23 protein-coding genes, 3 tRNA genes and 1 pseudogene are annotated in these 22779 nt (G+C 63.9%); 13 read left to right on the top strand and 14 right to left on the bottom strand.

What is annotated here, in order from left to right:
* Positions 1–53: 53 nt before the first annotated feature.
* Positions 54–503, bottom strand: a pseudogene (locus H9639_RS06215) (SRPBCC family protein); the annotation flags it as partial.
* A gap of 223 nt (positions 504–726) precedes the next feature.
* On the opposite strand from H9639_RS06215, the gene H9639_RS06210 reads away from it, so the two are divergent.
* Entirely contained in the window at positions 727–1224 is a 498-nt protein-coding gene (locus H9639_RS06210) for a Dps family protein (RefSeq protein WP_191807235.1), read from the top strand.
* A 66-nt stretch (positions 1225–1290) separates the two neighbouring features.
* On the opposite strand, the gene H9639_RS06205 is transcribed toward H9639_RS06210, so the two are convergent.
* A complete protein-coding gene (locus tag H9639_RS06205; RefSeq protein WP_225219253.1) occupies positions 1291–2010 on the bottom strand; it encodes a FadR/GntR family transcriptional regulator in 720 nt (239 codons plus the stop codon).
* Positions 2011–2173: 163 nt separating this feature from the next.
* Here H9639_RS06205 and H9639_RS06200 point away from each other — a divergent pair, with 163 nt between their 5' ends.
* Together H9639_RS06200 and H9639_RS06195 are read left to right on the top strand one after the other, a co-directional pair.
* Positions 2174–2692, top strand: a complete 519-nt coding sequence (locus tag H9639_RS06200; RefSeq protein ID WP_318242004.1) for a gluconokinase — start codon at positions 2174–2176, stop codon at positions 2690–2692.
* 129 nt (positions 2693–2821) lie between these two features.
* Entirely contained in the window at positions 2822–3592 is a 771-nt protein-coding gene (locus H9639_RS06195; RefSeq protein ID WP_191807234.1) for a metal-dependent hydrolase, read from the top strand.
* 18 nt (positions 3593–3610) lie between these two features.
* Here H9639_RS06195 and H9639_RS06190 read toward each other — a convergent pair whose 3' ends face one another.
* Positions 3611–4384 (bottom strand): LysR family transcriptional regulator substrate-binding protein, encoded by a 774-nt coding sequence (locus H9639_RS06190; RefSeq protein ID WP_318242003.1) that lies wholly within the window; start codon positions 4382–4384, stop codon positions 3611–3613.
* A gap of 52 nt (positions 4385–4436) precedes the next feature.
* Here H9639_RS06190 and H9639_RS06185 point away from each other — a divergent pair, with 52 nt between their 5' ends.
* On the top strand, positions 4437–4823 hold the full coding sequence (locus H9639_RS06185) for a DUF5997 family protein (protein ID WP_191807233.1): 387 nt from the start codon (positions 4437–4439) through the stop codon (positions 4821–4823).
* A 16-nt stretch (positions 4824–4839) separates the two neighbouring features.
* Here the strand turns inward: H9639_RS06185 and H9639_RS06180 are convergent, their stop codons facing one another.
* Both H9639_RS06180 and H9639_RS06175 read right to left on the bottom strand, forming a co-directional pair.
* A complete protein-coding gene (locus H9639_RS06180) occupies positions 4840–5757 on the bottom strand; it encodes an EamA family transporter (RefSeq protein ID WP_225219252.1) in 918 nt (305 codons plus the stop codon).
* 206 nt (positions 5758–5963) lie between these two features.
* Positions 5964–6049: transfer RNA gene (locus H9639_RS06175), tRNA-Leu, on the bottom strand.
* 477 nt (positions 6050–6526) lie between these two features.
* On the opposite strand from H9639_RS06175, the gene H9639_RS06170 reads away from it, so the two are divergent.
* The 7 genes from H9639_RS06170 to pknB are packed head-to-tail and all read left to right on the top strand — an operon-like array spanning position 6527 to position 15853.
* Positions 6527–7252: an FhaA domain-containing protein gene (locus tag H9639_RS06170; protein WP_191807232.1), complete on the top strand. Its 726-nt coding sequence runs from the start codon at positions 6527–6529 to the stop codon at positions 7250–7252.
* Positions 7252–7737 carry an FHA domain-containing protein FhaB/FipA gene (locus tag H9639_RS06165; RefSeq protein WP_449657886.1) on the top strand — a complete coding sequence of 162 codons (486 nt, stop codon included), beginning with the start codon at positions 7252–7254 and terminating at the stop codon, positions 7735–7737. Before H9639_RS06170 ends, H9639_RS06165 begins: the two co-directional genes overlap by 1 nt.
* A 2-nt stretch (positions 7738–7739) precedes the next feature.
* Complete coding sequence (locus H9639_RS06160) at positions 7740–9296, top strand: PP2C family protein-serine/threonine phosphatase (protein ID WP_318242002.1); 1557 nt, start codon at positions 7740–7742, stop codon at positions 9294–9296.
* On the top strand, positions 9296–10717 hold the full coding sequence (locus tag H9639_RS06155) for an FtsW/RodA/SpoVE family cell cycle protein (RefSeq protein ID WP_191807231.1): 1422 nt from the start codon (positions 9296–9298) through the stop codon (positions 10715–10717). The genes H9639_RS06160 and H9639_RS06155 overlap by 1 nt, the downstream gene beginning before the upstream one ends.
* Entirely contained in the window at positions 10714–12156 is a 1443-nt protein-coding gene (locus tag H9639_RS06150; protein WP_191807230.1) for a peptidoglycan D,D-transpeptidase FtsI family protein, read from the top strand. Before H9639_RS06155 ends, H9639_RS06150 begins: the two co-directional genes overlap by 4 nt.
* Entirely contained in the window at positions 12153–13952 is a 1800-nt protein-coding gene (locus tag H9639_RS06145; protein ID WP_191807229.1) for a protein kinase domain-containing protein, read from the top strand. Before H9639_RS06150 ends, H9639_RS06145 begins: the two co-directional genes overlap by 4 nt.
* Positions 13953–13957: 5 nt before the next feature.
* Entirely contained in the window at positions 13958–15853 is a 1896-nt protein-coding gene (gene pknB, locus H9639_RS06140) for a Stk1 family PASTA domain-containing Ser/Thr kinase (RefSeq protein ID WP_225219251.1), read from the top strand.
* 12 nt (positions 15854–15865) lie between these two features.
* Here the strand turns inward: pknB and H9639_RS06135 are convergent, their stop codons facing one another.
* The 3 genes from H9639_RS06135 to H9639_RS06125 are packed head-to-tail and all read right to left on the bottom strand — an operon-like array spanning position 15866 to position 17508.
* A complete protein-coding gene (locus H9639_RS06135; protein WP_191807228.1) occupies positions 15866–16510 on the bottom strand; it encodes an aminodeoxychorismate/anthranilate synthase component II in 645 nt (214 codons plus the stop codon).
* 4 nt (positions 16511–16514) lie between these two features.
* On the bottom strand, positions 16515–16685 hold the full coding sequence (locus tag H9639_RS06130; RefSeq protein WP_191807227.1) for a hypothetical protein: 171 nt from the start codon (positions 16683–16685) through the stop codon (positions 16515–16517).
* A 1-nt stretch (position 16686) separates the two neighbouring features.
* Positions 16687–17508 carry a class E sortase gene (locus H9639_RS06125; protein ID WP_404799729.1) on the bottom strand — a complete coding sequence of 274 codons (822 nt, stop codon included), beginning with the start codon at positions 17506–17508 and terminating at the stop codon, positions 16687–16689.
* A 208-nt stretch (positions 17509–17716) separates the two neighbouring features.
* Here H9639_RS06125 and H9639_RS06120 point away from each other — a divergent pair, with 208 nt between their 5' ends.
* The gene (locus H9639_RS06120; protein WP_191807226.1) at positions 17717–17974 is read left to right on the top strand and encodes a cell division protein CrgA; all 258 of its coding nucleotides are present in this window, start codon (positions 17717–17719) and stop codon (positions 17972–17974) included.
* A gap of 623 nt (positions 17975–18597) precedes the next feature.
* Here the strand turns inward: H9639_RS06120 and H9639_RS06115 are convergent.
* On the bottom strand, positions 18598–19440 hold the full coding sequence (locus H9639_RS06115) for a rhomboid family intramembrane serine protease (protein ID WP_191807225.1): 843 nt from the start codon (positions 19438–19440) through the stop codon (positions 18598–18600).
* A 75-nt stretch (positions 19441–19515) separates the two neighbouring features.
* Positions 19516–20058: a peptidylprolyl isomerase gene (locus tag H9639_RS06110; protein WP_191807224.1), complete on the bottom strand. Its 543-nt coding sequence runs from the start codon at positions 20056–20058 to the stop codon at positions 19516–19518.
* Between the two features lie 151 nt (positions 20059–20209).
* On the opposite strand from H9639_RS06110, the gene H9639_RS06105 reads away from it, so the two are divergent.
* On the top strand, positions 20210–21169 hold the full coding sequence (locus H9639_RS06105; RefSeq protein WP_191807223.1) for a hypothetical protein: 960 nt from the start codon (positions 20210–20212) through the stop codon (positions 21167–21169).
* Positions 21170–21248: 79 nt separating this feature from the next.
* On the opposite strand, the gene H9639_RS06100 is transcribed toward H9639_RS06105, so the two are convergent.
* The 4 genes from H9639_RS06100 to H9639_RS06090 all read right to left on the bottom strand — a co-directional run bounded on the left by H9639_RS06100 (position 21249) and on the right by H9639_RS06090 (position 22682).
* A complete protein-coding gene (locus H9639_RS06100; protein WP_191807222.1) occupies positions 21249–22181 on the bottom strand; it encodes a DMT family transporter in 933 nt (310 codons plus the stop codon).
* A 124-nt stretch (positions 22182–22305) separates the two neighbouring features.
* Positions 22306–22378: transfer RNA gene (locus H9639_RS06095), tRNA-Ala, on the bottom strand.
* A gap of 66 nt (positions 22379–22444) precedes the next feature.
* The gene (locus H9639_RS16815) at positions 22445–22564 is read right to left on the bottom strand and encodes a DLW-39 family protein (protein WP_318242001.1); all 120 of its coding nucleotides are present in this window, start codon (positions 22562–22564) and stop codon (positions 22445–22447) included.
* Positions 22565–22608: 44 nt separating this feature from the next.
* Positions 22609–22682 (bottom strand) — tRNA-Ile (locus tag H9639_RS06090).
* Positions 22683–22779: the final 97 nt, after the last annotated feature.

Here is a 22779-nt window from a genome sequence, read left to right as displayed (position 1 = left end):
TCTGCGGTTGGGGCAGCCTTGAGGCCGCCGTCTCCTGTGGCGGCGGTGGGGGCCGCGTCCACGTTTCCGCGCCAGGAACCTGTCTCTGCTCCCCTCGACTCAATAAATTCTTTAAACCGCTTGAGGTCTCCCTTAACGCGGTGGTCATCGGCGCCAACAACGGCACCAACCTTCTCCGCAAAGGTCTCCGGGTCCCAGTCCAGCTGGACCGTCACCCGCGTTTCGTTGTCGCTGAGCCGGTGGAACGTCACCACGCCCGCGTGGGATTTGCCATCCGTGCTTTTCCAGGCCACCCGCTCGTCCGGGTGCTGCTCGGTAATCGTGGTGTCGAAGGTCCGTTCCACACCGCCGATCTTCGTAACCCACCGGGACTCTTTGTCGGTGACCTGGGTGACGGACTCAACGCCCTTCATAAAGTGCGGAAAGGACTCGAACTGCGTCCACTGGTTGTAGGCGGTGGTCACAGGCACTGCAACGTCAATGGATTCTTCTACGGTGTTCATACTGTCCTTTCGGTCGCGGATATCGGCGGTTCCAACGGAACGCACCGGATAGTAGTGTCCGATAGTAAGGCTGCTGATTGAGCCCCGTCCCCTCACGGTAACGAACTGGACAATGGATCACAACCTGAAGGTAAGCTTGCTTATAGAGGCACAGCTGAACGGGAGAAACCCATTTCCGGCTTGGGTCTTAGAGTCAACATTTTTCGTCAATACAGGAGGAAACATGAAGGCATCAAAACAGCTGACCACTAATCTCCAGGCCATTCTGGTGGACCTGATCGAGCTTCACCTGCAGGGCAAGCAGGCGCACTGGAACGTAGTCGGCAAGAACTTCCGCGACCTCCACCTGCAGCTGGACGAGATCATTGAAGACGCCCGCCTGTTCGCCGACGAGCTCGCCGAGCGCATGCGCGCCCTCCAGGCTGTTCCGGACGGACGCAGCCGGGCCGTCGCCGAAGGCACCTCGCTGCCGCCCTTCCCCGCAGGCCTGGTTGACACCCGGGACACAGTAACGCTCGTTGTCGCGCTCTTGGAAGGCACCGTCAAGACGATGCGCGACGTCCACGACCAGGTTGACGAAGAGGACCCCACGACGGCGGACATCCTCCATGGTTTCATCGGAAAGCTGGAACAGTACGCCTGGATGGTCGACGCCGAAAACATCACGCCGACCGCAAAAGTTGTGACCGCGAAGGGTGCCAACGAAAAGGCCACTGTCTAGTCCGCGCACCTTCCGGCCGGGCCCGGCACCTTCCAGTGCAGGATCCGGCCGGTTCCCTGCGGCCATTCAGCCCTGAAGCCGAATGGCTTCCTCAACCTCAACCAGCAGCTCGGCCATGCATGCCCTGGCTGCCGCCGGGTCTTCCCGGCCGATGGCCTCGGCTACACCGGCATGCAGGTCCAACGCCTCCGGACGGGGGCCGGCCGGCATGAGATTCTGCCGGCTCCGGCCGGAAAGCACCTCCGCGAAGACCGTGCGCAGGGAAGCGAACATCTCGTTGCCGCTGGCCTGTAGAAGCAGTGCATGGAAGGCAATGTCGGCTGCCAGGAAAGCTTCCGGATCACCGGCATCACGGCGCATCCGGGCCGCCAGATCCTCCAGGGCCCGGCGTTGCTCAGCGCTTGCAGCGCGTGCCGCCCCGGCGGCGGCAAGGGGTTCGACGGCGATGCGCAGTTCCGTGAGGGAACGGAACTGGCTGCTGCGTCCCGGCCCGGCCAGCCGCCACCGGATGATCCGCGGATCGTAAACGTTCCAGTGTTCTGCTTCCAGGACCACAATCCCGATGCGCCGTTTCGAATACACCAGGTTCATGGCTTCAAGGATCTGCATACAGTCGCGGACAACGGTACGGGAGACGCCAAACTGTTCCTGGAGTCCGTCTAAGGTAAGCCGCGTCCCGGGAGTCAGGGCACCGGTCACAATCTCGCTGCCGACAACCTCAATGATCCGGTTGTTCATCACCTCGGCGGCAGGGCGGTCCCGCTCAATAACTCCATTGTCCTGCAAGGCTCATCCTTTGTGGTCCGGCAAGGTCCGTGACCAGGCTCATCCAGCGTATCCCCTCAGTGGGCATCCCACCCTCAGTCTATGGTGATACCTTTGACTGCACCATGGATCGAAGCGTGGGTATCCCATCTTCGGCGACAACGGCGTCCTGAGGAGCAGTACCGTGAATTCCCCCACCCAGCATCTGGTCATCATGGGCGTGGCAGGTTCAGGAAAGACCACCACCGCTACGGCGCTCTCCGAGCATCTGGGGTGGATTGCCGCCGAGGCTGATGAATTCCACCCCGCGGCGAACATTGAAAAGATGACTTCCGGTGTGCCGTTGACCGATGACGACCGCTGGCCGTGGCTCTTCTCCATCACCGGCTGGATGAGCACCCAGGCACAGAACGGACGCTGCACCATCATCACCTGTTCGGCGTTGAAACGCAGCTACCGCGATGTGCTGGCGGAGGCGGAAGGACAGGTCCACTTCGTCCACCTGAACGGGCAGCCGGAAGTTCTTGCCGAGCGGATGCAGTCCCGCCGCGGTCACTTTATGCCCGCGTCCCTGCTGCCCTCCCAGCTCTCTGCGCTGGAACCGCTGGGTGCTGACGAGCCCGGACTCACCGTTGACATCCTCAAGACCCCTGCCCAGATCACGGCGGAGATCCTCGACAGACTGCTCTTGGACATCGCGTAGCCGCGGCCTGGACCTGGCCCGGACACAACGGACCAGGCGTCCGCCGCTGGCAATGTCAGTGGCAGGTGACAGCATGTAACACTGCCGGATTCCCGGCGCATGGACTGCCCGGAAGGAACGCAAGACACCATGATGGGTGGCCATCACGCCGCGAGCGGCGCAGCGGCATGGGTAGCCGTAGCCTCAACCGCCCCCTACGCACTGGGCTGGTACCCGGTCAGTCCGCTCGGCATTGTCAGCGGAGCCCTGCTGACAGCCGGCGCCGCGTTGCTGCCGGATCTCGACCACCACAGCGGAACCATAGCCAACTCACTCCCGCCCCTGACCCGGGTCCTTGCCCGCATCACGGAACGGATCAGCGGCGGCCACAGGCGCGGAACCCACTCCCTGCTGGGATTGGCCGTGTTCGTCGCACTTGCCGGCGCACTGGGCAACATGACCGCGGAAATCCGTGGCCTCGGAACCGTGGAGATCGGCGCCGGAATGCTGTCGGTCCTGCTGATGGGATTCGCCCTGAAAGCGCTGAAGATTGCCGGCGGAGCGGCCCGGAGCTGGCTGCTGGCTATTCTTCTGTCGCTGTTCATCGCCCTGTACGCGCCGGAGAACAACGGATGGCTCCCCGTCGCCGTGGGACTCGGTGTCGGGGTGCACATCATCGGGGATCTGCTGACCCATCAGGGCGTCATGGTGCTGTGGCCGCTGCGGATTAAACGCCCCCGCAAAATAGCCTCAATGCCGGTGCTGTCCAAGTTGTGGAAGGCCAGTGGATCGCTCTCCGTGCCGATCATCGGACGCGCCGGGTCCTGGCGGGAATGGGCGATCATGGTCCCGGTCTCGGTCTATGCCATCTACGGGGTCATTGAAGCCGGATTCGCCGCACTCCGTGAACTGCTGGCCTAAGGCCAGCGCGCCTCAGGGTTAGCCGCGCCCCTTCCCGGGCCGGCGCCGGGACTTGCCTGCTTTGTCCGGATTGCTGTTCCGGCTCCTGCCGGCAGCCTTGCCCCCTGCTGTCCTGCCGGCAGCCGTCCTGCCGCTGGTGGATCCGGCGCCTGCTTTGCCGCGGGCCGTGGATTTCCGGGTCTTTGAGGGTTCTCCCTGCGCCGAAGGCTGACGGGAGCTGTTGGCGGTGCGGCCGCGGACAATCCCGATGAACTCTTCGATGTCCGGGTCCTCGGCGGCTTCGCGCCACACCACGGCTATCCGGGTCCCCGCCACACCGTGTACGGGCCGGCTGATGATGTCCCGCCGGGAGTGGACCCGGGCCACGGGCATGGGCAGGATCAGCAGGCCGGCACCGGAAGCAACAACCTCCAGCGCCATGGCAGTTCCACCGAGTTCAGCTGCCTCCATGAGGTTCTCACCGGACAGGTCGGCCAGGTCCACCTCTTCGAACGCCGCCACAGGATGATCTTTGGGCGCGGCAACCACCGGCTGCTCCAGGTAAAGCGCAATCGCGTGCAGGCCCTCCGGGCGCCGGAATCCTTCTTCCGGAATGCGGAGGAACACCAGATCCGCCGAGCCGCTCTCCATACGCTGCAAAACGGCTGTTTCCTCAACCTGTTCGGCTTCGAGGCCGCGGTGGCGGCGTTCGGTCCAGCGGGTAATCCATTTTCCCGGTGTCACTCCGGGAACATAGGCGATTTTCAGCGGCGGGACCGCAGGACCGGACAGCGGCGGGGACTCTTGGGGCACCTGTTCACACTAGCTCACCATCCCCTGTGGAGACGGCGGATACCCTTAAGCTATGACGTCCCAAAAATCTTCCCAATCCATGAAGCCTGAAACGGCCGCTAAGAAATTGGGTATTTACCTTCCCGCGGCACCGAAGGAGTTCCAGGAGAAGCCTGTAACCCGTGCCGAACTCGATGAACTGCTGGCCACGCCCCCGGAATGGCTGGCCGAACTGCGCCGCAACGGGCCGCACCCCCGGCCGGTCGTTGCACAGAAACTGAATATCTCCATCGGCGGTCTCGCCCGTGGCGGCATCACGGATCCGCTGACGACGGCGCAGATCACCGAGCTGCTCGCTGCTCCTCCCCAGTGGCTTGTTTCCGAACGCGCCAGCTTCGCTGCTGTCCGGGCCGAAGCCAAGCGGGTTAAGGACGAAGCAGCCAGGAAGTCCCGCGCCTAAGAACCGCTTGTCCCGGTCAGGAGCCCTTCTGCAGCTCCAATGCTGACTCCGGTACCGGAGCCACCGGACGGGTGCCGTCACGCTGCGCGGCGGCACCCGCGAGGATGACTATGGCGACGCCGAGCAGCTGCATCAGCGCCGGAGTCTGACCGAGCATCAGCAGGCCCAGGAGGATCCCGAAGGCTGGCTCGACGGACAGCAGCGTGCCAAACGCGGTGTGGGTCATGTGGCGCAGGGCAAGCATTTCCAGTCCGAACGCGATGACCGGGCTGATCAATGCGATGCCCGCAGCGGCAGGCAGCACCCACCAGGTGAAATCTGCGCCAATGACCTGCGGCAGGCCGGCCGGCATGGTGGCCAGCGCCGCGACCGGAATAGTCAGTGAGAGCCCGCTGATGCCGGAAAACCGGTCGCCTACGTGCTGCGTAAACACGTTGTACAGTCCCCAGCAGGCCCCCGCCGCCAGTGCTAACCCGACGCCCGCCAGGTCGATGTCCCCGTGCCACGGCTCGGTCAGAAGCACTATGCCCACTAGGGCGAGCAGCGGCCAGACCAGCGCTTTGCGGTGTTTGCTCATGAGACCGGCCACGGTCAGCGGACCGAGGAACTCGATCGCGACCGCCGTGCCCAGCGGAATGCGCTCGACGGCGCCGAGGAAAAAAGCGGTCATAAATCCGGTAACTACGCCGAGCACGATCAGCGCCGGAACATCCTTGCGGCGCAGCGACCGGAACGCCGGCCGGGCGATCATCCACAGCAGCATCGTTCCGAAACACATGCGCAGCCAAGCCGTCCCGGCCGCACCGACCTGCTCAACCACTCCGACCGAAAGGGCGTTGGAGAGCTGCACGGCGAGCATGGCGGCGACAGCCATCATCCACGGCGGGATCCCGGTTGCCGGGCGCGGGCCGGCCGCGGAGTGCCGAACAGGCATCTGTGTTCTCCATTCGATGCCCGGATCTGTCTCCGGGCTCCCTAGCTGGTCAGTGAGAAACGGTTCGCGTGCCGCCGGCATCGGCGGAAGTGGACACTGCCACCCGCGAACCGTGGCCCAAAGACCCGGCGGGGGTACATGACCGTTCCTTAACGAAAATGGCCCCTGATCCGGAGTTCAAACACCGGATCAGGGGCCATATTCATTGGTGCGCGAGGGGGGATTTGAACCCCCACGCCCTTTCGGACACTGGCACCTGAAGCCAGCGCGTCTGCCGTTCCGCCACTCGCGCAAAGTGTCTTCCCTCGGCGGGATTACCGTGAATATCACCACATCGGCGAGATCCTGTATTCCGTTTCCTCGGGAACAGCAGAATCAAGCATACCGGCATTTCCGCCAAACACCTAAACGGGCCCTGATGAGGCCTGACAGCGCGCTTCCTGGGGTTGGAACCGCACCGAAAACAGTGTTCTCCCTGGCGGTTCAACGCACCGAAACCCGTCCCGCATTGTGAGCGGGACCGCAGGAGACCGGCCGGGGACACCGCCCAGGCGTTAAGACATTTATCAGCTGACCCCAGTAGTATCGGAATGGATAGACACGCCGCCTGCCTGCACGTCCGCGTTTCATACGGCTGGCAGGAAGCGTGCCGCAGTTACACTCACTGGGCCAGGCCGCCGGACCTTTGACCAGCGGATTGGCCCGGAACAGCGCAGGAAGAAGCCGTCAGCAAGGTTAGAAAACACCAGGCAGAGGGAAGGAGGCAGAGATGGGTCTACTCGACAACGTCGAACGAGGCATCGAACGGATGGTCCGAGGGGCGTTTTCCAGTTCCTCGGGACGCGTTGAACCACTCGAACTGGCAATCACCCTCCGCCGTGAGCTGGATGAGAAGTCCATGACGCTGGCACAGGGCCGCACGCTCGCCCCCAATGTCTTCACTGCCCGCCTTTCCGATGAAGACTTTGCCCGCGCCCAGGAATGGGGTGCGCCCCTCGCTGAAGAGCTTTGCGACGTCGTCATCAAACACGCGCGCAGCCAGTCCTACACCCTTCAAGGCCCTGTCCGGGTGTCTTTTACCCGGGATTCGTCCCTCAAACCCGGTTCCCTTGAAGTGGATTCCGCCACCGAGAAGTCCCACTCAGGAGGGCCACGCCAGGCTCAGCCTCCGGCCCCGCGCCAAAGCCCGACCCGGATGCAGCCTGTGCTGGACATAGACGGCCAGCGGTATTCCCTGAATGCTGCCTCGGTGGTGCTTGGCCGATCCTCCGAGGCGGACATCCTGGTTGACGACACCGGGGTGTCCCGGCGGCACCTGGAAATCCGTACCGAAGGCGGCACGGTCAGGGCAATTGATCTGGGCTCAACCAACGGCAGCTACGTCAACGGCCAGAAAGTACAGGGGGAAACCATCCTCACCGACGGCTCCACTATTGCCATGGGACGGACCCGCATCACCTTCCGTCTTCTTCCGATCCGTTCCGGGGGGCGCTAGTGGACGGCTCTTTGACGCTGACCCTGCTGCGGTACGGCTTCCTGATCCTGCTCTGGGTCATGGTTCTCGGGGTGGTCGGAGCAATCCGGCGGGATCTGGTGCTTGGCATGCGGAACCGGACCGGAACACCGTCCGCCCGCCAGGTCCGCAAGAATCCGGCCCTGGAACGCGAAACGCCGCCGCCCGCGCGGGTGACGGCCCGCCAGATGGTCGTCACCGAAGGTCCGCTCCGGGGCACCACCCTGGAACTCGCCTCCAGCCCCATCCTGCTGGGCCGCGCCCAGGAAGCCACCCTTGTGCTGGAGGACGATTATGCCTCCGGCAGGCACGCCCGCCTTTTCCCGCAGGGCAGCCGGTGGTTCATTGAAGACCTCGGGTCAACCAACGGAACTTTCCTGGGCGGCGCCCAGCTGACCCGTGCCCAGCCCGTTGACCCGGGCGTGCCGATCCGCATCGGTAAAACGGTCATCGAATTGAGGCCATAGCAGTGGCTTTGGTCCTTCGCTACGCTGCCCGCTCAGATGTGGGCATGGTCCGGCTTAAGAACGACGATTCTGCGTACGTGGGCCGCTACCTCGCCGTTGTCGCCGACGGTATGGGCGGCCACGCCGGGGGCAACGTGGCATCTGCGTCCACCGTGCTGGATCTGGTCCATCTGGACCGCCCGGACCTGGACGACGAAGCTGTGACCGTGCTGGCCGACGAGATCCAGGCGGCCAACTCGCTGCTTTCGGAACTGGTGACCACGTCTCCGGAACTTTCCGGCATGGGAACCACGGTTACCGCCATGCTCCTTCAGGGGAACCGTGCAGCTCTCGCGCATATTGGCGATTCCCGTGCATACCGCCTCAAGGACGGCGTCTTCGAGCAGATCAGCGTTGACCACACCTTCGTCCAGCGGCTCATCGATGAGGGCAGGCTGAAGCCCGAGGAAGCCGAAATTCATCCGCATAAGAATGTCCTGATGCGGGTCCTCGGCGATGTTGATGCCAGTCCTGAACTCGATCTGGCCACTTTCGAGGTCACGGCCGGAGAGCGGTGGCTGCTGTGCTCCGACGGCCTGAACGCCGTCCTGCGCGACAGCGACATCGAGTCCGTCCTGCGCGGGTCAAAAGACATTGACTATGCCGTCGACACCCTGGTGGACCTCACCCTTGCCGGCGGCTCCCCGGACAACGTCACTGTTGCCGTCGTCGAAATCGCTGAAGAACCGGCAGATGCCGCCCCGGATATCCTGCGTCCGCAGCGGGAACCCGCTCCGGTCACCGGTGGCACTGCTATCTCAAATGCATCTGTTCCATCTCCTGCCGAAGCACGGGGAAGCAAACCTGACCCTTCTCCTGCTGCCGGGGATGTTCCGGCACCGGTTCCGGAAAGTGACGGAGACCGGGATGTTGACAATCCCGTCCGCGCCGAGCTGATCCGGCAGGACCTTGCCTCCCGGCCCCACCTCCTGGTGGGAGCCGCTTCCCTGGCGACGGAAACCGGGCAGATTCCGATCGTTACGGAACGGACTGCGGAGCGCCGCGCTGCCCGCATGCTTATGCATAAGGCCGACGACGCCGGCACCAATGACAGTGCCGCGGAACCAGAGGCACCGCCCAAGCGGAGGCGCTGGATCCTCGTGGTGGTGCTCGCTGTCCTGGCGGCCCTGCTGGCCTCGGTGCTGTGGGTCGGTTATGCCTGGACCCAGACCCGCTATTACGTAGGTTCCTCGGACAACCGCGTGGCTATCTTCAACGGTGTCTCGCAGACACTGGGCCCCATCAAGCTGTCACAGGTCACGGAGACAACCGACATTCCCGTCGACAGCCTGCCCGAATACTGGCGCAGCCGGGTGAACGACACCGTCCCTGCCAGGGACCTCGTACATGCCGAACAGATCGTGAGCCAGCTGCGCGGCACCGCAAAAGCGATTCTCTGCCCGGCCCCCGACGATGCTGCCCCTTCGCCCTCACCTACTGTGCTCGCTGACGCGTTGGAGGCCACGGCGGATCCGGACTCCCTGCCCACCGTCACCAACCCGTGTGGAGGGCAGAAATAATGTCGGAACTCGCCGCTCCCGCAAAGCCCCGGCGCAATGTTGAGGCTGTCCTGCTGCTGCTCGCCCTCGGTGTGGGCATTGGCGCCAATATGCTCGTCGGCATCGACGAGGACCGCGCCTTTGACGAGGATTTTTGGATCCAGGGCGGAACCCTGGTGGCACTTGTCCTGGCCTTCCACATTGTGCTTCGCATTCGGGCGAAATATGCCGATCCGGTAATACTTCCGATCGTCACGGCTTTGAATGGTATTGGCCTGGCCATGATCCACCGCCTGGACATTGTCGAAGGCGATTCGGCTGCAGACCGTCAGCTGCTGTGGAGCACGGTTGCCGTCGCCGCCGCGATCGGTGTGCTGTTTGTGATCAAGGATCACCGCATCCTGCGCCGGTACACCTACATCTCACTGATTGTCAGTGCCGTCCTGCTCCTGCTGCCGCTGACTCCGCTCGGCCTGACCATCAACGGCGCCCGAATCTGGATCAACGTAGGCTTCGGAACGTTCCAGCCAGGCGAAATCGCCAAGATCACCCTCGCCATATTCCTGGCCGGGTATCTTTCGACCAACCGGGACCTGATCCTGCTTGCCGGCCGGAAGGTGGGCCCGCTGCAGTTCCCCCGGTTCAAGGACTTGGGCCCGATGATGGCCGCCTGGGGCGTGAGTATCGGAGTCCTCGTCTTCCAGCGGGACCTGGGTTCATCGATCCTGTTTTTCGGCCTGTTTATGGCCATGATCTATGTCGCCACGAGCCGCGTCAGCTGGGTACTGATCGGCCTGGCCCTGATCGGCGCCGGCGGGCTGGTTGCCGTCCAGCTGTTCAGCCATGTGGCTCTGCGCATCGACAGCTGGCTCAACGCCTTTGAACCGGAAGTCATTAACCGCAGTCCCGGTGGCAGCTGGCAGGTCGTTCAAGGCCTCTTTGGCCTGGCAAGCGGCGGCATGACCGGCACCGGTCTCGGACAAGGCCGCCCTGACCTGGTGACTTACGCGAACTCGGACATGATCATCGCGGCCCTCGGGGAAGAACTCGGGCTGATCGGCGTCTTTGCGATTGTGCTGCTGTTCGTGCTGCTCGTTTCGCGCGGTTTTCGGGCGGCACTCGGTACGCGGGACGGGTTCGGCAAGCTGCTGGCCTGTGGATTGTCCTTCACCATCGCCCTCCAGTGCTTCGTCGTGATCGGCGGAGTCACGCGGCTCATCCCGCTGACCGGTCTCACCACACCCTTTATGTCCGCCGGCGGCTCTTCGCTGCTGGCCAACTGGATCATCATTGCCTTGCTGCTGCTGATTTCCAACGCCGCCCGGCGTCCCGCCGCCACCGGCATGATTACTGATATGGAGCCTGCCCTGGCCTCACCTGCTGAAACCGGGAACCCGCTGCGGCGCTCCGGCAACGAGACCACGGAGGTGAGGGGCGCGTGAACCAGGCCATCCGCAACAGCTGGATCGTGGCACTGGCCATGTTCCTGGCCATCCTTGGTTCGCTGACGTACGTGCAGTTCTTCGCCGCGGACCAGCTCAATAAGGATCCGATCAACGTCCGCAGCCTCTACCAGGACTTCGGCCAGAACCGCGGTTCGATTCTGGTAGACGGGGTTCCGATCGCCGAATCGGTGCCCTCCAACGACGAGTTCAACTTCCAGCGGGTATACAACAACGCCGAGGTCTACTCGGCCGTCACCGGGTACTTCTCCCTGGTATATGGAGTGACCCAGCTGGAACAGGCCATGAACGACGAACTCACCGGCAACAGTGACCAGCAGTTCTACGACCGTCTGGTCCAGTTGTTCTCCGGCGCGCAGGCTGAGGGGGCGTCCGTCGAGCTCACCATCGACCCGGAGCTCCAGCAGATGGCTTACGACCTGATTCCCGACGGGCAGAAGGGATCGATCGTGATGATGGATCCCAAGACCGGCGACATCCTGGCGATGGTTTCCAAGCCCTCCTACGACACGAACCTCCTGGCGGGTCACAACACGCCCGAGGTTGAGGCCAACATGGAAGCACTGCTGGGCGTTCCGGGGCTCTCCCCGTACACGAACCCGGCAACCCAGTCCCTCCTGGCCCCGGGCTCCACCTTCAAACTGGTGGTCGCAGCGGCAGCACTGGAAACCGGTAAATTCAACGCGGAGTCCGTAATCCCGAACCCTGCTGCCCTGCCGCTGCCGGGAACCACGATTTCGCTGCCGAACTTCACCAACGGGCTGTGTTCCACCCGAAGCGAAGCGGACCTTGAGTTCGCTCTCGAGCAGTCCTGCAACACCGTTTTCGCCCAGGTTGCATGGGATGTCGGGGAGGACGCAGTGGCGCAGCAGGCGGAAAAGTTCGGGTTCGGCCAGACGCTGAATATCCCCACCGATGTCACGGCCAGCCAGTTCCCCGACACGGAGGGGCAGGCCGAGCTGGCACTGTCCTCCATTGGCCAGGGCAGTGTCACGGCAACCCCGCTGCAGGTGGCCATGATCTCTGCTGCGATCGCCAACAATGGCGTACAGATGACCCCGAACCTGATCAAGGTGGTCCGGGCACCGGACCTGTCAGTGATCGACGAACCGGAACCCACCGTGCTCAACACCTCTGTCAGCCCCGGCACAGCCGCGCAGCTGACGGACTGGATGGTGAGCGTTGTGGACAACGGGTCCGCGTCCGCGGCCCGTGTTCCCGGATTCAAGGTGGCAGGCAAGACGGGCACCGCCGAAGTCGAGGGACGCGGCGACAACGCCTGGTTCACCGGGTTCGCCCCGGCAGACGACCCCCAGGTGGCCATCTCGATCGTCATGGAAGACGTTGACCTGGCCACCGGTTCCCAATTGACCACTCCAAGCGCGCAAAAACTCCTAGAGGCGGTGTTGAATAAGTGAGGCCTACTTCGGGTATCACCTTAGGCGGCAGGTTCCAGCTGACCGATCGTATAGCCATCGGCGGCATGGGCGAGGTCTGGAAGGCACGGGACCTTGTCCTGGGCCGGATCGTTGCCATCAAGATCCTCAAGGAGGAGTACACCGGCGACCCCGGCTTCCTCAACCGCTTCCGCGCCGAGGCACGCCACACCGCCCTGCTGAATCACGAGGGCATCGCCAACGTCTTCGATTACGGCGAGGAGGAGGGCTCAGCCTATTTGGTCATGGAACTGGTCCCGGGCCAGCCGCTCTCCAGCATCATCGAACGCGACAAGGTTCTCTCCCCGGACCGGACCCTTTCGATCATTGGCCAGACCGCCACTGCACTGGCTGTCGCCCACCGGCAGGGCCTGGTGCACCGCGATGTAAAGCCCGGGAACCTGCTGATCATGCCCGACGGGCGGGTGAAGATCACCGACTTCGGCATTGCGCGCCTTGCCGACCAGGTGCCGCTCACCGCCACCGGACAGGTCATGGGAACTGCCCAGTACCTGGCGCCGGAACAGGCAACGGGACAGCAGGCAACGGGGTCCAGCGACATCTACGCCCTCGGTGTGATCGGCTACGAGCTGCTCGCCGGCACCCGCCCGTTCTCCGGCGAATCCCAGATCGCCATTGCCCTGGCCCAGGTCAACGACACTCCGCCGCCGCTGCCGGAGTCCATTCCCGCTCCGGTGCGGGCCCTGATCATGTCCATGCTGGCCAAGGACCCGGCGGACCGCCCTGCCGATGCCGAGGCCCTGGCCCGTGCTGTTGAAGCCATCCGCCGTGGCGATATCAGCGCCGCCCAGCAGGCCGTCCCCGGCATGCTCCTCTTTGGTGCCGCCGGAACTGCGGCAACCAGTGCCGTCACGGCTCCGGTTCCGATGCCCGGCAATACCTCCGCAACGCGCGTGGTGGATACTTCGCCGGCGACCTCCGCACTGCCGGTGGCTTCCTCGGCAGCCAACGGGCAGGAAACCGGTGCCCTGGCAGCCTCGCGCGATTGGACGGACGAGGACATCGACGGCGGTGACGGTGATGGTGATGGCTACGGCAGCGACGACGGTTACGATGACCAGCCGCAGCGCAAAAAGTGGCTCATTCCGCTCATCGTGTTCCTGTCCCTGGCGCTGATCGCCATCATTGCGGTCATCGCTGTGAACCTGAACTCCGATCCGGCCGGCAACAACGAGACCACCAAGTCGCCGTCCACCTCTTCCTCGCCGTCGACGTCGGCCAGCCCCACCCGGAGCAGTGCCTCACCGACCACAAGCTCGGCATCACCGACTACCCCTTCGGCGAGCCCCAGCACGACGGCGCCGGAAATCACCATCAACGCCTCCCAGTTCCAGGGCCGGGATGTAAACAGCGTGTCGCAGGAACTCAGTGCCCTGGGCTTGGCCGTGAGCCGCGTCCCCGTTGCCTCGGACCAGCCGGAAGGCACCGTGCTCGATGTTAATCCCGTGGGCGCGCTGTCCCGGGGAGATGCTGTCTCTGTGACCTTCTCATCCGGGCCTGAAATGGTCACGGTCCCGGGTGGGCTGCGGAACTCGCAGGCGTCCGCTGCCAGTCAGGCGATCGTGGCCGCGGGGCTCGTGCCCGACGAGGTGCAGCAGCCCTCCGACAACGCCGCCGCCGGCACTGTCATCAGCGTCAACCCCGGTGAAGGGGCAACCGTCCCCGCCGGATCGACCGTGACGGTAGTTGTCTCCAGCGGACCTCCCGCTGAGCCCTCACAACCCGCTGCGGGTGCTTCCGGCCCCGCCAGTCCTTAACGACCATGAGTGCGGATTTCCTGAAAGGACACCCAACGCTGAACACTGACCGTATCCTCAACGGGCGGTACGAGGTAGGTGAACTCATCGGCCGCGGCGGCATGGCCGACGTCTACCTCGGCCGTGACTCCCGGCTGGGACGCTCAGTGGCCATCAAGGTGCTCCGGCCGGACCTGGCGCGTGATCCGTTGTTTCAATCCAGGTTTCGTCGGGAAGCACAGGCTGTCGCCGGTTTGAACCACCCCTCCATCGTCTCCGTGTATGACACCGGGGACCAGGAAGCGGAGGACGGCTCCCATGATGAGGTCCGTCTGCCCTTTATCGTCATGGAATACGTCTCCGGCCGCACCCTTCGCGACCTCATCAAAGCCGGGGAGATCAGCATTGACGCGGCGGTGGACTACACGCTCGGTGTGCTGGCTGCCCTCGAGTACAGCCACCGCTCCGGGATTGTGCACCGGGATATCAAGCCCGCCAACGTTATGGTTGCTGCCGACGGGCGCGTCAAGGTGATGGACTTTGGCATTGCCCGGGCCATCGCTGACTCGGCTGCGACGATGACGCAGACCCAGGCGGTAATTGGCACCGCGCAGTACCTGTCCCCGGAACAGGCCCGCGGCGAAACGGTCGACGCACGCAGCGACCTGTACTCCGCTGCCTGCCTGTTCTTTGAGATGCTTGCTGGACGCCCGCCCTTTTTGGGGGACAGCCCGGTATCTGTGGCATACCAGCATGTGCGGGAACAGCCGCCCAAGGCCGGCAGCTTCAATGGGGAAGTGTCTCCGGCTTTGGACTCCGTGCTGGAGCGCGGCCTGGCTAAGAACCGGGATGAGCGGTATCAGAACGCACATGCCTTCAGCGAAGCCCTCCAGGCTGCACGCCGCGGTGAGCTGGAGCCGGTGCGAACCGCCGCCACCGAAGCCATCCAGATCCCTAAGACCTCTGTCCAGGCATGGCCTGAAGAGGAACCACGCACACGTGCCATGGCCCGCGTCATGGAGGGCGGTCCGCTCACGAGCATGCCGGCCGAGGACCTGCGCGAGGAAGAGGGCCTTTCCCGGCTGCCGGCAGGCACTGTCCAGGAGCGGGACCCGAAGCAGAGGAAACGCCGCCGGGCCTGGATCATCACACTGTTCCTTGGGGTGGCACTGCTGCTCGCGTCCGGCGGGGTTTTCGCCTACAGCCTGGCCAACCAGCCGCCGCCGCCCCCACCCACCGGAAGTATTCCCAATGTGGAATATATGACGCAGACGGAGGCCATCAACACCATTATGGGCGAGGGGTTCCGGGCACCCGTGATCGAACAGCAGTACAGCGACACGGTTGAGTCCGGTCTGGCCATCGGAACCTCTCCGGCGGCCGGGACAGACACACTGTTCGACGCCGACATCACGCTGTTCGTGTCCCAGGGCCCGTCCGCGGTGGTAATCCCGAATACCCTGCCCGGCATGAGTGAGGCCCAGGCCAGGGATGTCCTGCGCCTGATGGGGCTGCAGGGCGGGAATACCGTCACGGCTAACAGTCCGGTTGTGCCGGAAGGCCGGGTCATCGAAACCACGCCGGGGATCGGAACGTCGGTCCAGGTTGGCAGCACTGTTGACCTGGTGCTGTCCTCAGGAAAGGTCACGGTTCCCAATCTCCGGGACGTGAGCATCGAAGAGGCCCGCGCCTATCTGGCTGATCCTGCCTACGGGCTGGAGGTGGCAGTGGAGGAAGTCGAAAACTCGGTGGTGAAGCCGGGTACCGTCATTGATCAGAGCGCCCCGCCAGGATCGGATGTTCCACAGGGCAGCACCGTCACGCTGACGGTGGCTAAGGAGCCGCCGAGTCCGTCGCCGTCGGCATCACCCAGTTCCTCCGCGTCCCCGTCCAGCTCCGGTAACCGGCGGGACGACGACTAGAGGCGGAAGGAACTACGAGCCGGAGCTGATCAACGGGCTCAGCGTTGCTGCGTGTGCTGCGGCGCCTTCCAGCCCCAGACTTTCCAGCCAGTTGCCCAGCATCTGGTAGCCGCCTTCAGTGAGGACGGATTCCGGGTGGAACTGCACCCCGGACAGAGGTGCGCTCCGGTGCCGCAGTCCCATGATGATGCCGCTGGCAGTCCGGGCGGTGACTTCCAGTTCAGCCGGAATCTGCTCCGCAACAGCGGCAAGGGAGTGGTAACGGGTGGCCGTCAGTGGGCTGGGAAGCCCGTTGAACACGTCCGTTCCCTGGTGCTCAACTTCCGATGTTTTGCCATGCATCAGTTCCGGGGCATGAGTGACGGTGCCGCCGAAGGCTTCGGCCAGTGCCTGGTGCCCCAGGCAGACCCCCAGCATCGGCTTGGCGTTTTCCTCGCACCAGCGGATGAGTTCGATGCAGACACCGGCGTCCGCAGGAGCTCCGGGACCGGGGGAGACGAGCACACCGTCCCGGGCCGCGGCCAGCTCCTTGGCTTCATCCAGGCTCAGATCATCGTTGCGCACCACAGTTGTCTGGGCACCCAGCTGCTGGAGATAGCCCACAAGCGTGTAGACAAAACTGTCGTAGTTATCGACCACGAGGATACGCGTGCTCATTGCCTCAGGAACCGCCAATCGTTGAATCCGTTAGTGGGCTCAGGAAACTGAATTCCGAGAACCAGGGGAAAACATAAACCATCAGTGCCAGCACCACGGCCGCGGCCAGCACTACGGAGGTGATGATGCGCACCCACAGCGGGCCGGGCAGATGCCGGAAGATCCAAGCGTACATTTTATCCCTGTCCTCCTGTCTTGCCTGCTGCAATTGCTGCGATCTCGGCCGGGGGGCCGGCAGAAGCCGGCTGCCAGGATTCCATCACCGCATAGGCGATGAAGCGTTCCTGCGAGCCAAAGCGCGGATTACACGTGGTCAGCGTCAGTATTCGTTCTGTGGGCGCCGCGCCGGGCTCTGCGGGCACCGGTGCCAGCACGTCCACCTGGTCCGGCAGAACGATCTGGCTGTTCCGGTAGATGTAGGTGTAGTAGCCCTCCGCCGTCTGCACGTAGATACGGTCGCCCGGCACCAGGGTGTCGACGGCGTCCAGGACCTGGCCATGGGTTTGCCGGTGGCCGGCCAGAGCAAAATTTCCTACGTCCCCGGGCATTGCGGTTTCCGGGTAATGACCGAGGCCCAGGGTGTCCAGGACCTCCGTTCCCACTCCCTGGGTAACCGGGCGGGCATGCTCCGGACCGAAACGCGGAATGTAAATGGCGGCAAAGGTGTCCCCGTCAGCATCCGGAGCGGGAAGCACCGGGGGATCGCCGTAGCCTTCCGGGCCGGCCGCCTCGGCGGGTGCCGCAGGGATGTCAAAGCCGGAAAAAAGCTCCTCCATGGCCTGTTCCTGCCGGCGGTCAGCTTCGATGTTGGTCCACCACAGTTCCCAGGCGACAAACAGGACAAGCACCAGTCCCGCAGTGATGAGCAGCTCCCCAAGGACCTGAACGGCCATGGATCCGCGGCCGCGGGGTGCCCCCTGCAGACGGCGGCGGCGGGCCCGGCGGGATTCGGGTGCAGGAGGAACTGTCCCTGTGATGTTGTCCGTTGAACTCTGCAACCGGTCCCCGGTCCTCTCCATATTCAGCCGGTGGTACCGGGCATTGTGCTGCTGGTCATTCGCTACGATTGGACGAGGGGAACCTGCAAGCCCCCCAGCTTACCGCCGACACCCAGTCAGGATATCGTCAGTGGAAGCGGGGCGTGCGGAGCTCCCGCAGACCATAACCGCACCGGCGTGAAGTGAGCCGGTTCCGCTAGGAGGATCCGTGCCCGAGTCGAAGTCCCGCAAGAAGGCGTCAGCCGCTGATGCACCCGCTCCCGCCAAGGCCAAGAGTGCGCCCAAACCGAACCCGGTTTGGTACAAGCCGGTCATGTTCGGGCTGATGCTTGTTGGCCTGATCTGGATCATCGTCTTTTACATCTCCCAGGGTGTCTACCCGGTTCCGGCGCTGGGATCAGCGAACATCCTGGTCGGCTTCGGCCTGGCGATCGTCGGCTTCCTGATGACAACCCGCTGGCGGTAAGACACCCCCAGCTGGCCCAGCTCCCGGTACGCACTCCTGCGTGTGCCGGGAGTTCGCGTTTTAAACAGCCTTACCCACAGTCGGCCCGCTTTTCCACAGGGTGTTTTCCACAGGCGTGCATAACCTGTTCAGAACAGGGATCCGCTGGGGCAGGCCTGCTTCACAGAACATCTCCCCGGTTTTCCACAGCACCGGTGGAAAAACTGGGGACAACCGACTCGGGCCGGACCCGAGGTTGTACCCACCATGTGCACAGAGTTATCCACAACTGTGGGTAACTCTGTGGCCAAGCCGGCCGGATTTGCCGCGCTGACAGGGATCTAGTTATCCACAGCTGTGGAATTACATGTGTGTAACTCAGTCCGTGCACTGGATAACTTCACATCGCAGTTTCCCACCGGGTGTGGATAACTCACCAATGTGCCTGTGGGTAACGGGCCGCTCCACCCGCTAGCCGCCTGATTTGGAGCGGCGGAGATGCTCCAGACCCTTGAGTTACACGCCTGTAAGTTACTAACAGTGTGGGTATCTCTGTGGATAACTCACCTGCGTGGGTCTGGTGATGACGGCTTAAACGCAGCTGGCCCCCGGGTTTACCGGGGGCCAGCTGCGATAACGGGTCGCTAGAAGCTGGGGGTCCAGAAAAAAGCGAGACCGAGCAGTACCAGGGCTATCGCTGCGAGGCCGCCGAACTGCACCAGCGGCTGGCGCGGGCCTTTGGGTGCGTAGGCCAGCACCGCAGCGCACGCGGCTCCTGTCACCAGACCGCCTAGATGCGCCTGCCAGGAGATGCTGGGATAGACGAACCCCAGCACCAGGTTGATGCCGATGAGGATCAGAAGGGCCTTAACGTCTCCGCCCCGCTGCCGCTGAATGACGAACAGAGCACCAAAAAGTCCGAAGATGGCACCGGAGGCGCCCACTACCGCCTGGAAGGCGGGGGCCAGCAGCAGCACCCCGACGGAGCCGCCTAAGGCGGAAATCAGATACAGCAGGATAAATCGGACCCGCCCCAGCAGTGGTTCCAGGGACCGGCCCAGGAGCCACAGGGCATAAAGGTTGAACGCAATGTGCAGAATAAATCCGGGGGAGTGCAGGAACGCAGCACTGAACAGCCGCCAGGGCTCGGAGGCCGCGAGGATCGGGGCGAACAGAAACTGTTCGGAGAAACCCGGAACCAGCCACTGCAGGGCGTAGGCGATTCCGCACAGAATCATCAGTGTTGTCGTGACAACCGGCTTTCCGGGCCGGGCGGCGCCCCCATAGGGGGTCCGGTATGCGGGGGCATTCCGGCGGCTCTCCTGGAAACAGTCAACGCACTGGATTCCCACGGGTGCACTGTGCTGGCACTCGGGGCAGGCGGGCCGGCCGCAGCGCTGGCAGCGGATATAGCTGACACGGTCCGGATGCCGCGGACAGACCGGTACTTCAGGGGCCGGCTGGCCGGCCGGAATTCCGTAGGACATGTTGGGTTTGGCTCCAGGGGCTCTTATGGGAAAACCCCGGCCGGAGGTCCGGCCGGGGTGTGCTGCCAACCAGGGTTAGAGCTGTTCCACGGTGACGCTGTTGATCACGACGTCTTCAGTGGGCTTGTCCCGCATGTCGGTGGCTACTGCGTTCAGTGCATCCACAACGGCCTTGGACTCATCGTCTGCAACTTCGCCGAAGATGGTGTGCTTGCCCTGCAGCCAGGTGGTGGGGACGGAGGTGATGAAGAACTGAGACCCGTTCGTGCCGCGGCCCATCTGGATCCCCGCGTTGGCCATGGCCAGCTTGTACGGGGTGGTGAAGTCAAGATCGGGGCTGATCTCGTCGTCGAACTGGTAGCCCGGTCCGCCGGTGCCGCGGCCCAGCGGGTCGCCGCCCTGGATCATGAAGTCTTTGATGATGCGGTGGAAAATCGTGCCGTCGTAGAGCGGCCGGCTGGTCTTCTCGCCGGTGGCCGGATCGGTCCACTCAATCTCACCTGTTGCCAGGCCGACGAAGTTCTTGACCGTCTTCGGCGCGTGGTTGCCGAAGAGGTTGATCCGGATATCGCCCTTGGAGGTATGGAGGGTCGCTTTTGCGGTAGGAATAGCAGTCATGAGCTTATTCTTCCACGGCAGCCCTTTATACGCGCGGAATCCGGGCTGTTCAGCGCACAGTGAAAACTTGGCGCCCAGGGGCCCGCTGATAGCACAGAAGAGTCATTGCACGTAGGCTAAGGCTGAACCGTCACTATCCCGGGAGGTAGTTTTGAACAAGAAGGACCGCATTGCCCGTGACTTCGAAGCGAATGTCACCGCAGGCGTGGAATCGGCACGTGACTGGGCAACCCCCAAGGTAGAGGCCGCCGTTGGTTGGGCAGTTCCCCGCATCGAAAAGGGGATCGAAACCGCTTCACCGAAGATTCAGGACGGGCTCAAACGTGCCGCCGATGAGATCGCTCAGGGTGTCGCCGTCGTGACCCCCCGGCTCCAGGATGGACTCCAGAAAGTCGGTCCCAGGATCAGCCAGGTTGTTGACGACGCCACTCCGCGGATCCAGACCACCCTGGACAAGGCGACACCGGCCCTGACCCATGCCAAGGACAAGGTTGTGGACAGCTACATCCCCACGATCTCCACCCGGCTTGGCGACGCCGCTGAATCCGTCTCCCGCGGACTCGGAAATGCTTCGGTGCCCGTTCAGACTGCGGTGGCCAAAGCCACCGGCAACAAGAAGGCTCTGAAGCAGGCGCAAAAGGCAGCTGCCAAGGCGGCAAAGGAACTCAAGAAGCAGCAGAGGCGCGGCGGCAAGGGCTGGTTGGTCTTCGGCATCGTCGCTTCGGCGGTTGTGGCCGCAGTTGCTGCCTGGCGGGCTTCCCGCCCGGTTGAAGATCCCTGGAAGACGCCGGCTCCTTCCCAGCCGAAGCCCGCCGTCGTTCCGGTCCCCGCACCGGCCCCGGCTGCGCCGGCCGATAGCAGCACGTCTGCCGCACCCAAGCCCGCTGCGCCCGCTGAAAAGGCCAAGGAAAGCGCCGCCACTGCGGCCCAGAAGACCAAGGAAGCAGCGCAGGGCGTCAAGGAAGCTGCAGCCTCCTCTGCCGCCAAGGCAGGCGAGAAGGCCGCAGACGCCGCCAAGCACAGCAAGGATGCCGCTGCCACAGCTTCGAAGCCCGCTGGTGCCCACACGGGCACCTCTGCTGAGGCCAAGGCTGACAAGCCGGAGAAGTAACAGCGCAAAAAAACAGGAAGGGACCCCGGATCTCCGGGGTCCCTTTCGGTTTAAGCCGGGTTCCGGAAGTTCAGAAAGGTTACTTTTCGACGTCTCCGCCCAGCGCCGGGGGCGCCGGGGGAATCTGTCCTGCAAGCCTGTCGCCGGTGGCGGGGACCCGTCCCCGGGCCTGTCCCCAGAGAACAACGGCCAGCCCGGCCAGAATGATCACCAGCCCGGCGTAGGTGCCGCCCGGCAGTGCCTCGCCGAGGAATACCGCAGCCAGGAGGGCTGCACCGGGAATCTCGAGCAGGATGATCATCGATACCACCAGCGGGCTGATCACCGCCAGCAGATGGTTAAACACCGTGTGGCCGAGCAGCTGGGCCATCAGCGTGACGGCCAGGATCCCGGCCCAGGCCGCGGGCTCGAAACCAATGAGGGGTTGCCTGAACGCCGCACACAGGACCAGCAGGATGAGGGCACAGGCGCCGTAGCACAGGGTTGTGTAGGTGCCGGTGGACATGGTCCGGCGGGCCTTGCCGCCGGCGACCGTGTAGAGCCCGGCCAGGGCGCCGCCAGCGAGGGCCAGCGCATCACCGGTCAGCGCTTCCGGCGAGAGAGCAACGTCGAAACCGGTAATAACTACGACGCCGGCGAATGCCAGGAACAGTCCCGCGAGGGTCTGCCGGGCCATACGGTTTCCCCGGAACAGGTCAAAGAGCGCGATCCAGCCTGCCTGCAGGCAGACGAGTGCGGTAGCGGCGGCGACAGAGGTGAGCCGCAGCGCGGAGATGAAGCAGGCAAAGTGCAGGGCCAGGGCGAGAGCTGCCAGTGCGGCCCACTTCAGTTCGGTCCGGCTCAGTCTGCGGAACCCGTCCCTGTCCCGCAGACCGGCGGGCACACCCATGATGACGGCGCCCAGGGCATTGCGCCAGAACGCGATGGCCAGGGCCGGAGCTGCTGTTGCCGCCATAATGGGGCCGGAGGCTGAGACACCCAGCACGCCCACGGCCGCAAGGAAAAAGGTCATGGGACAAGGTTATGGCCAGTGCCTGCCGCCCAGCGGTTCCGCTGACCGGCACGCTCCGGGTCGGGACGCGGAGGCCGGGTTAAAGCAGAAAGTCCCGGTCGTTGTGACCGGGACTTTCTTTCGGTGGAGGCACGGGGACTCGAACCCCGAACCCCCTGCTTGCAAAGCAGGTGCGCTACCAATTGCGCCATGCCCCCGAATTGAACCAGATTCAGTATATCCCACCCGTGGGGGCGGTCAAAACCAATCCGGTCCTGATGGAGCTACTCGACCTTATCGGTCGAGGCCTTCCAGGCGGATTTCTCCGCGGCAGTTTCCTGCCACTTCTTGAAGGCGAAGACTCCTGCTGCTGCGGCTGCTGCAATCGCGAACAACTTCTTCACAGTGTCTCCTTGCCGTTGTGGCCGATCATTTTCATGATCTTCCGTGGGCGTACCAGGACTTGAACCTGGGACCTCTTCGTTATCAGCGAAGCGCTCTAACCGCCTGAGCTATACGCCCCGATACCTCACCGGGCCGAGATAAGACTCTACCGTACCTCGGGCCAGTTCCCCAAATCCGGGTTCCTGTTCCGGGGGGGGGGGGGCGCCCGCGCCGG

The organism is Arthrobacter gallicola (assembly GCF_014836775.1).
In the GTDB taxonomy this organism is placed as follows: Bacteria; Actinomycetota; Actinomycetes; order Actinomycetales; family Micrococcaceae; genus Arthrobacter_B; species Arthrobacter_B gallicola.
The sequence above is the reverse complement of the archived record's forward strand: the minus strand, read 5'-3'. Positions and strand labels throughout refer to the sequence as shown.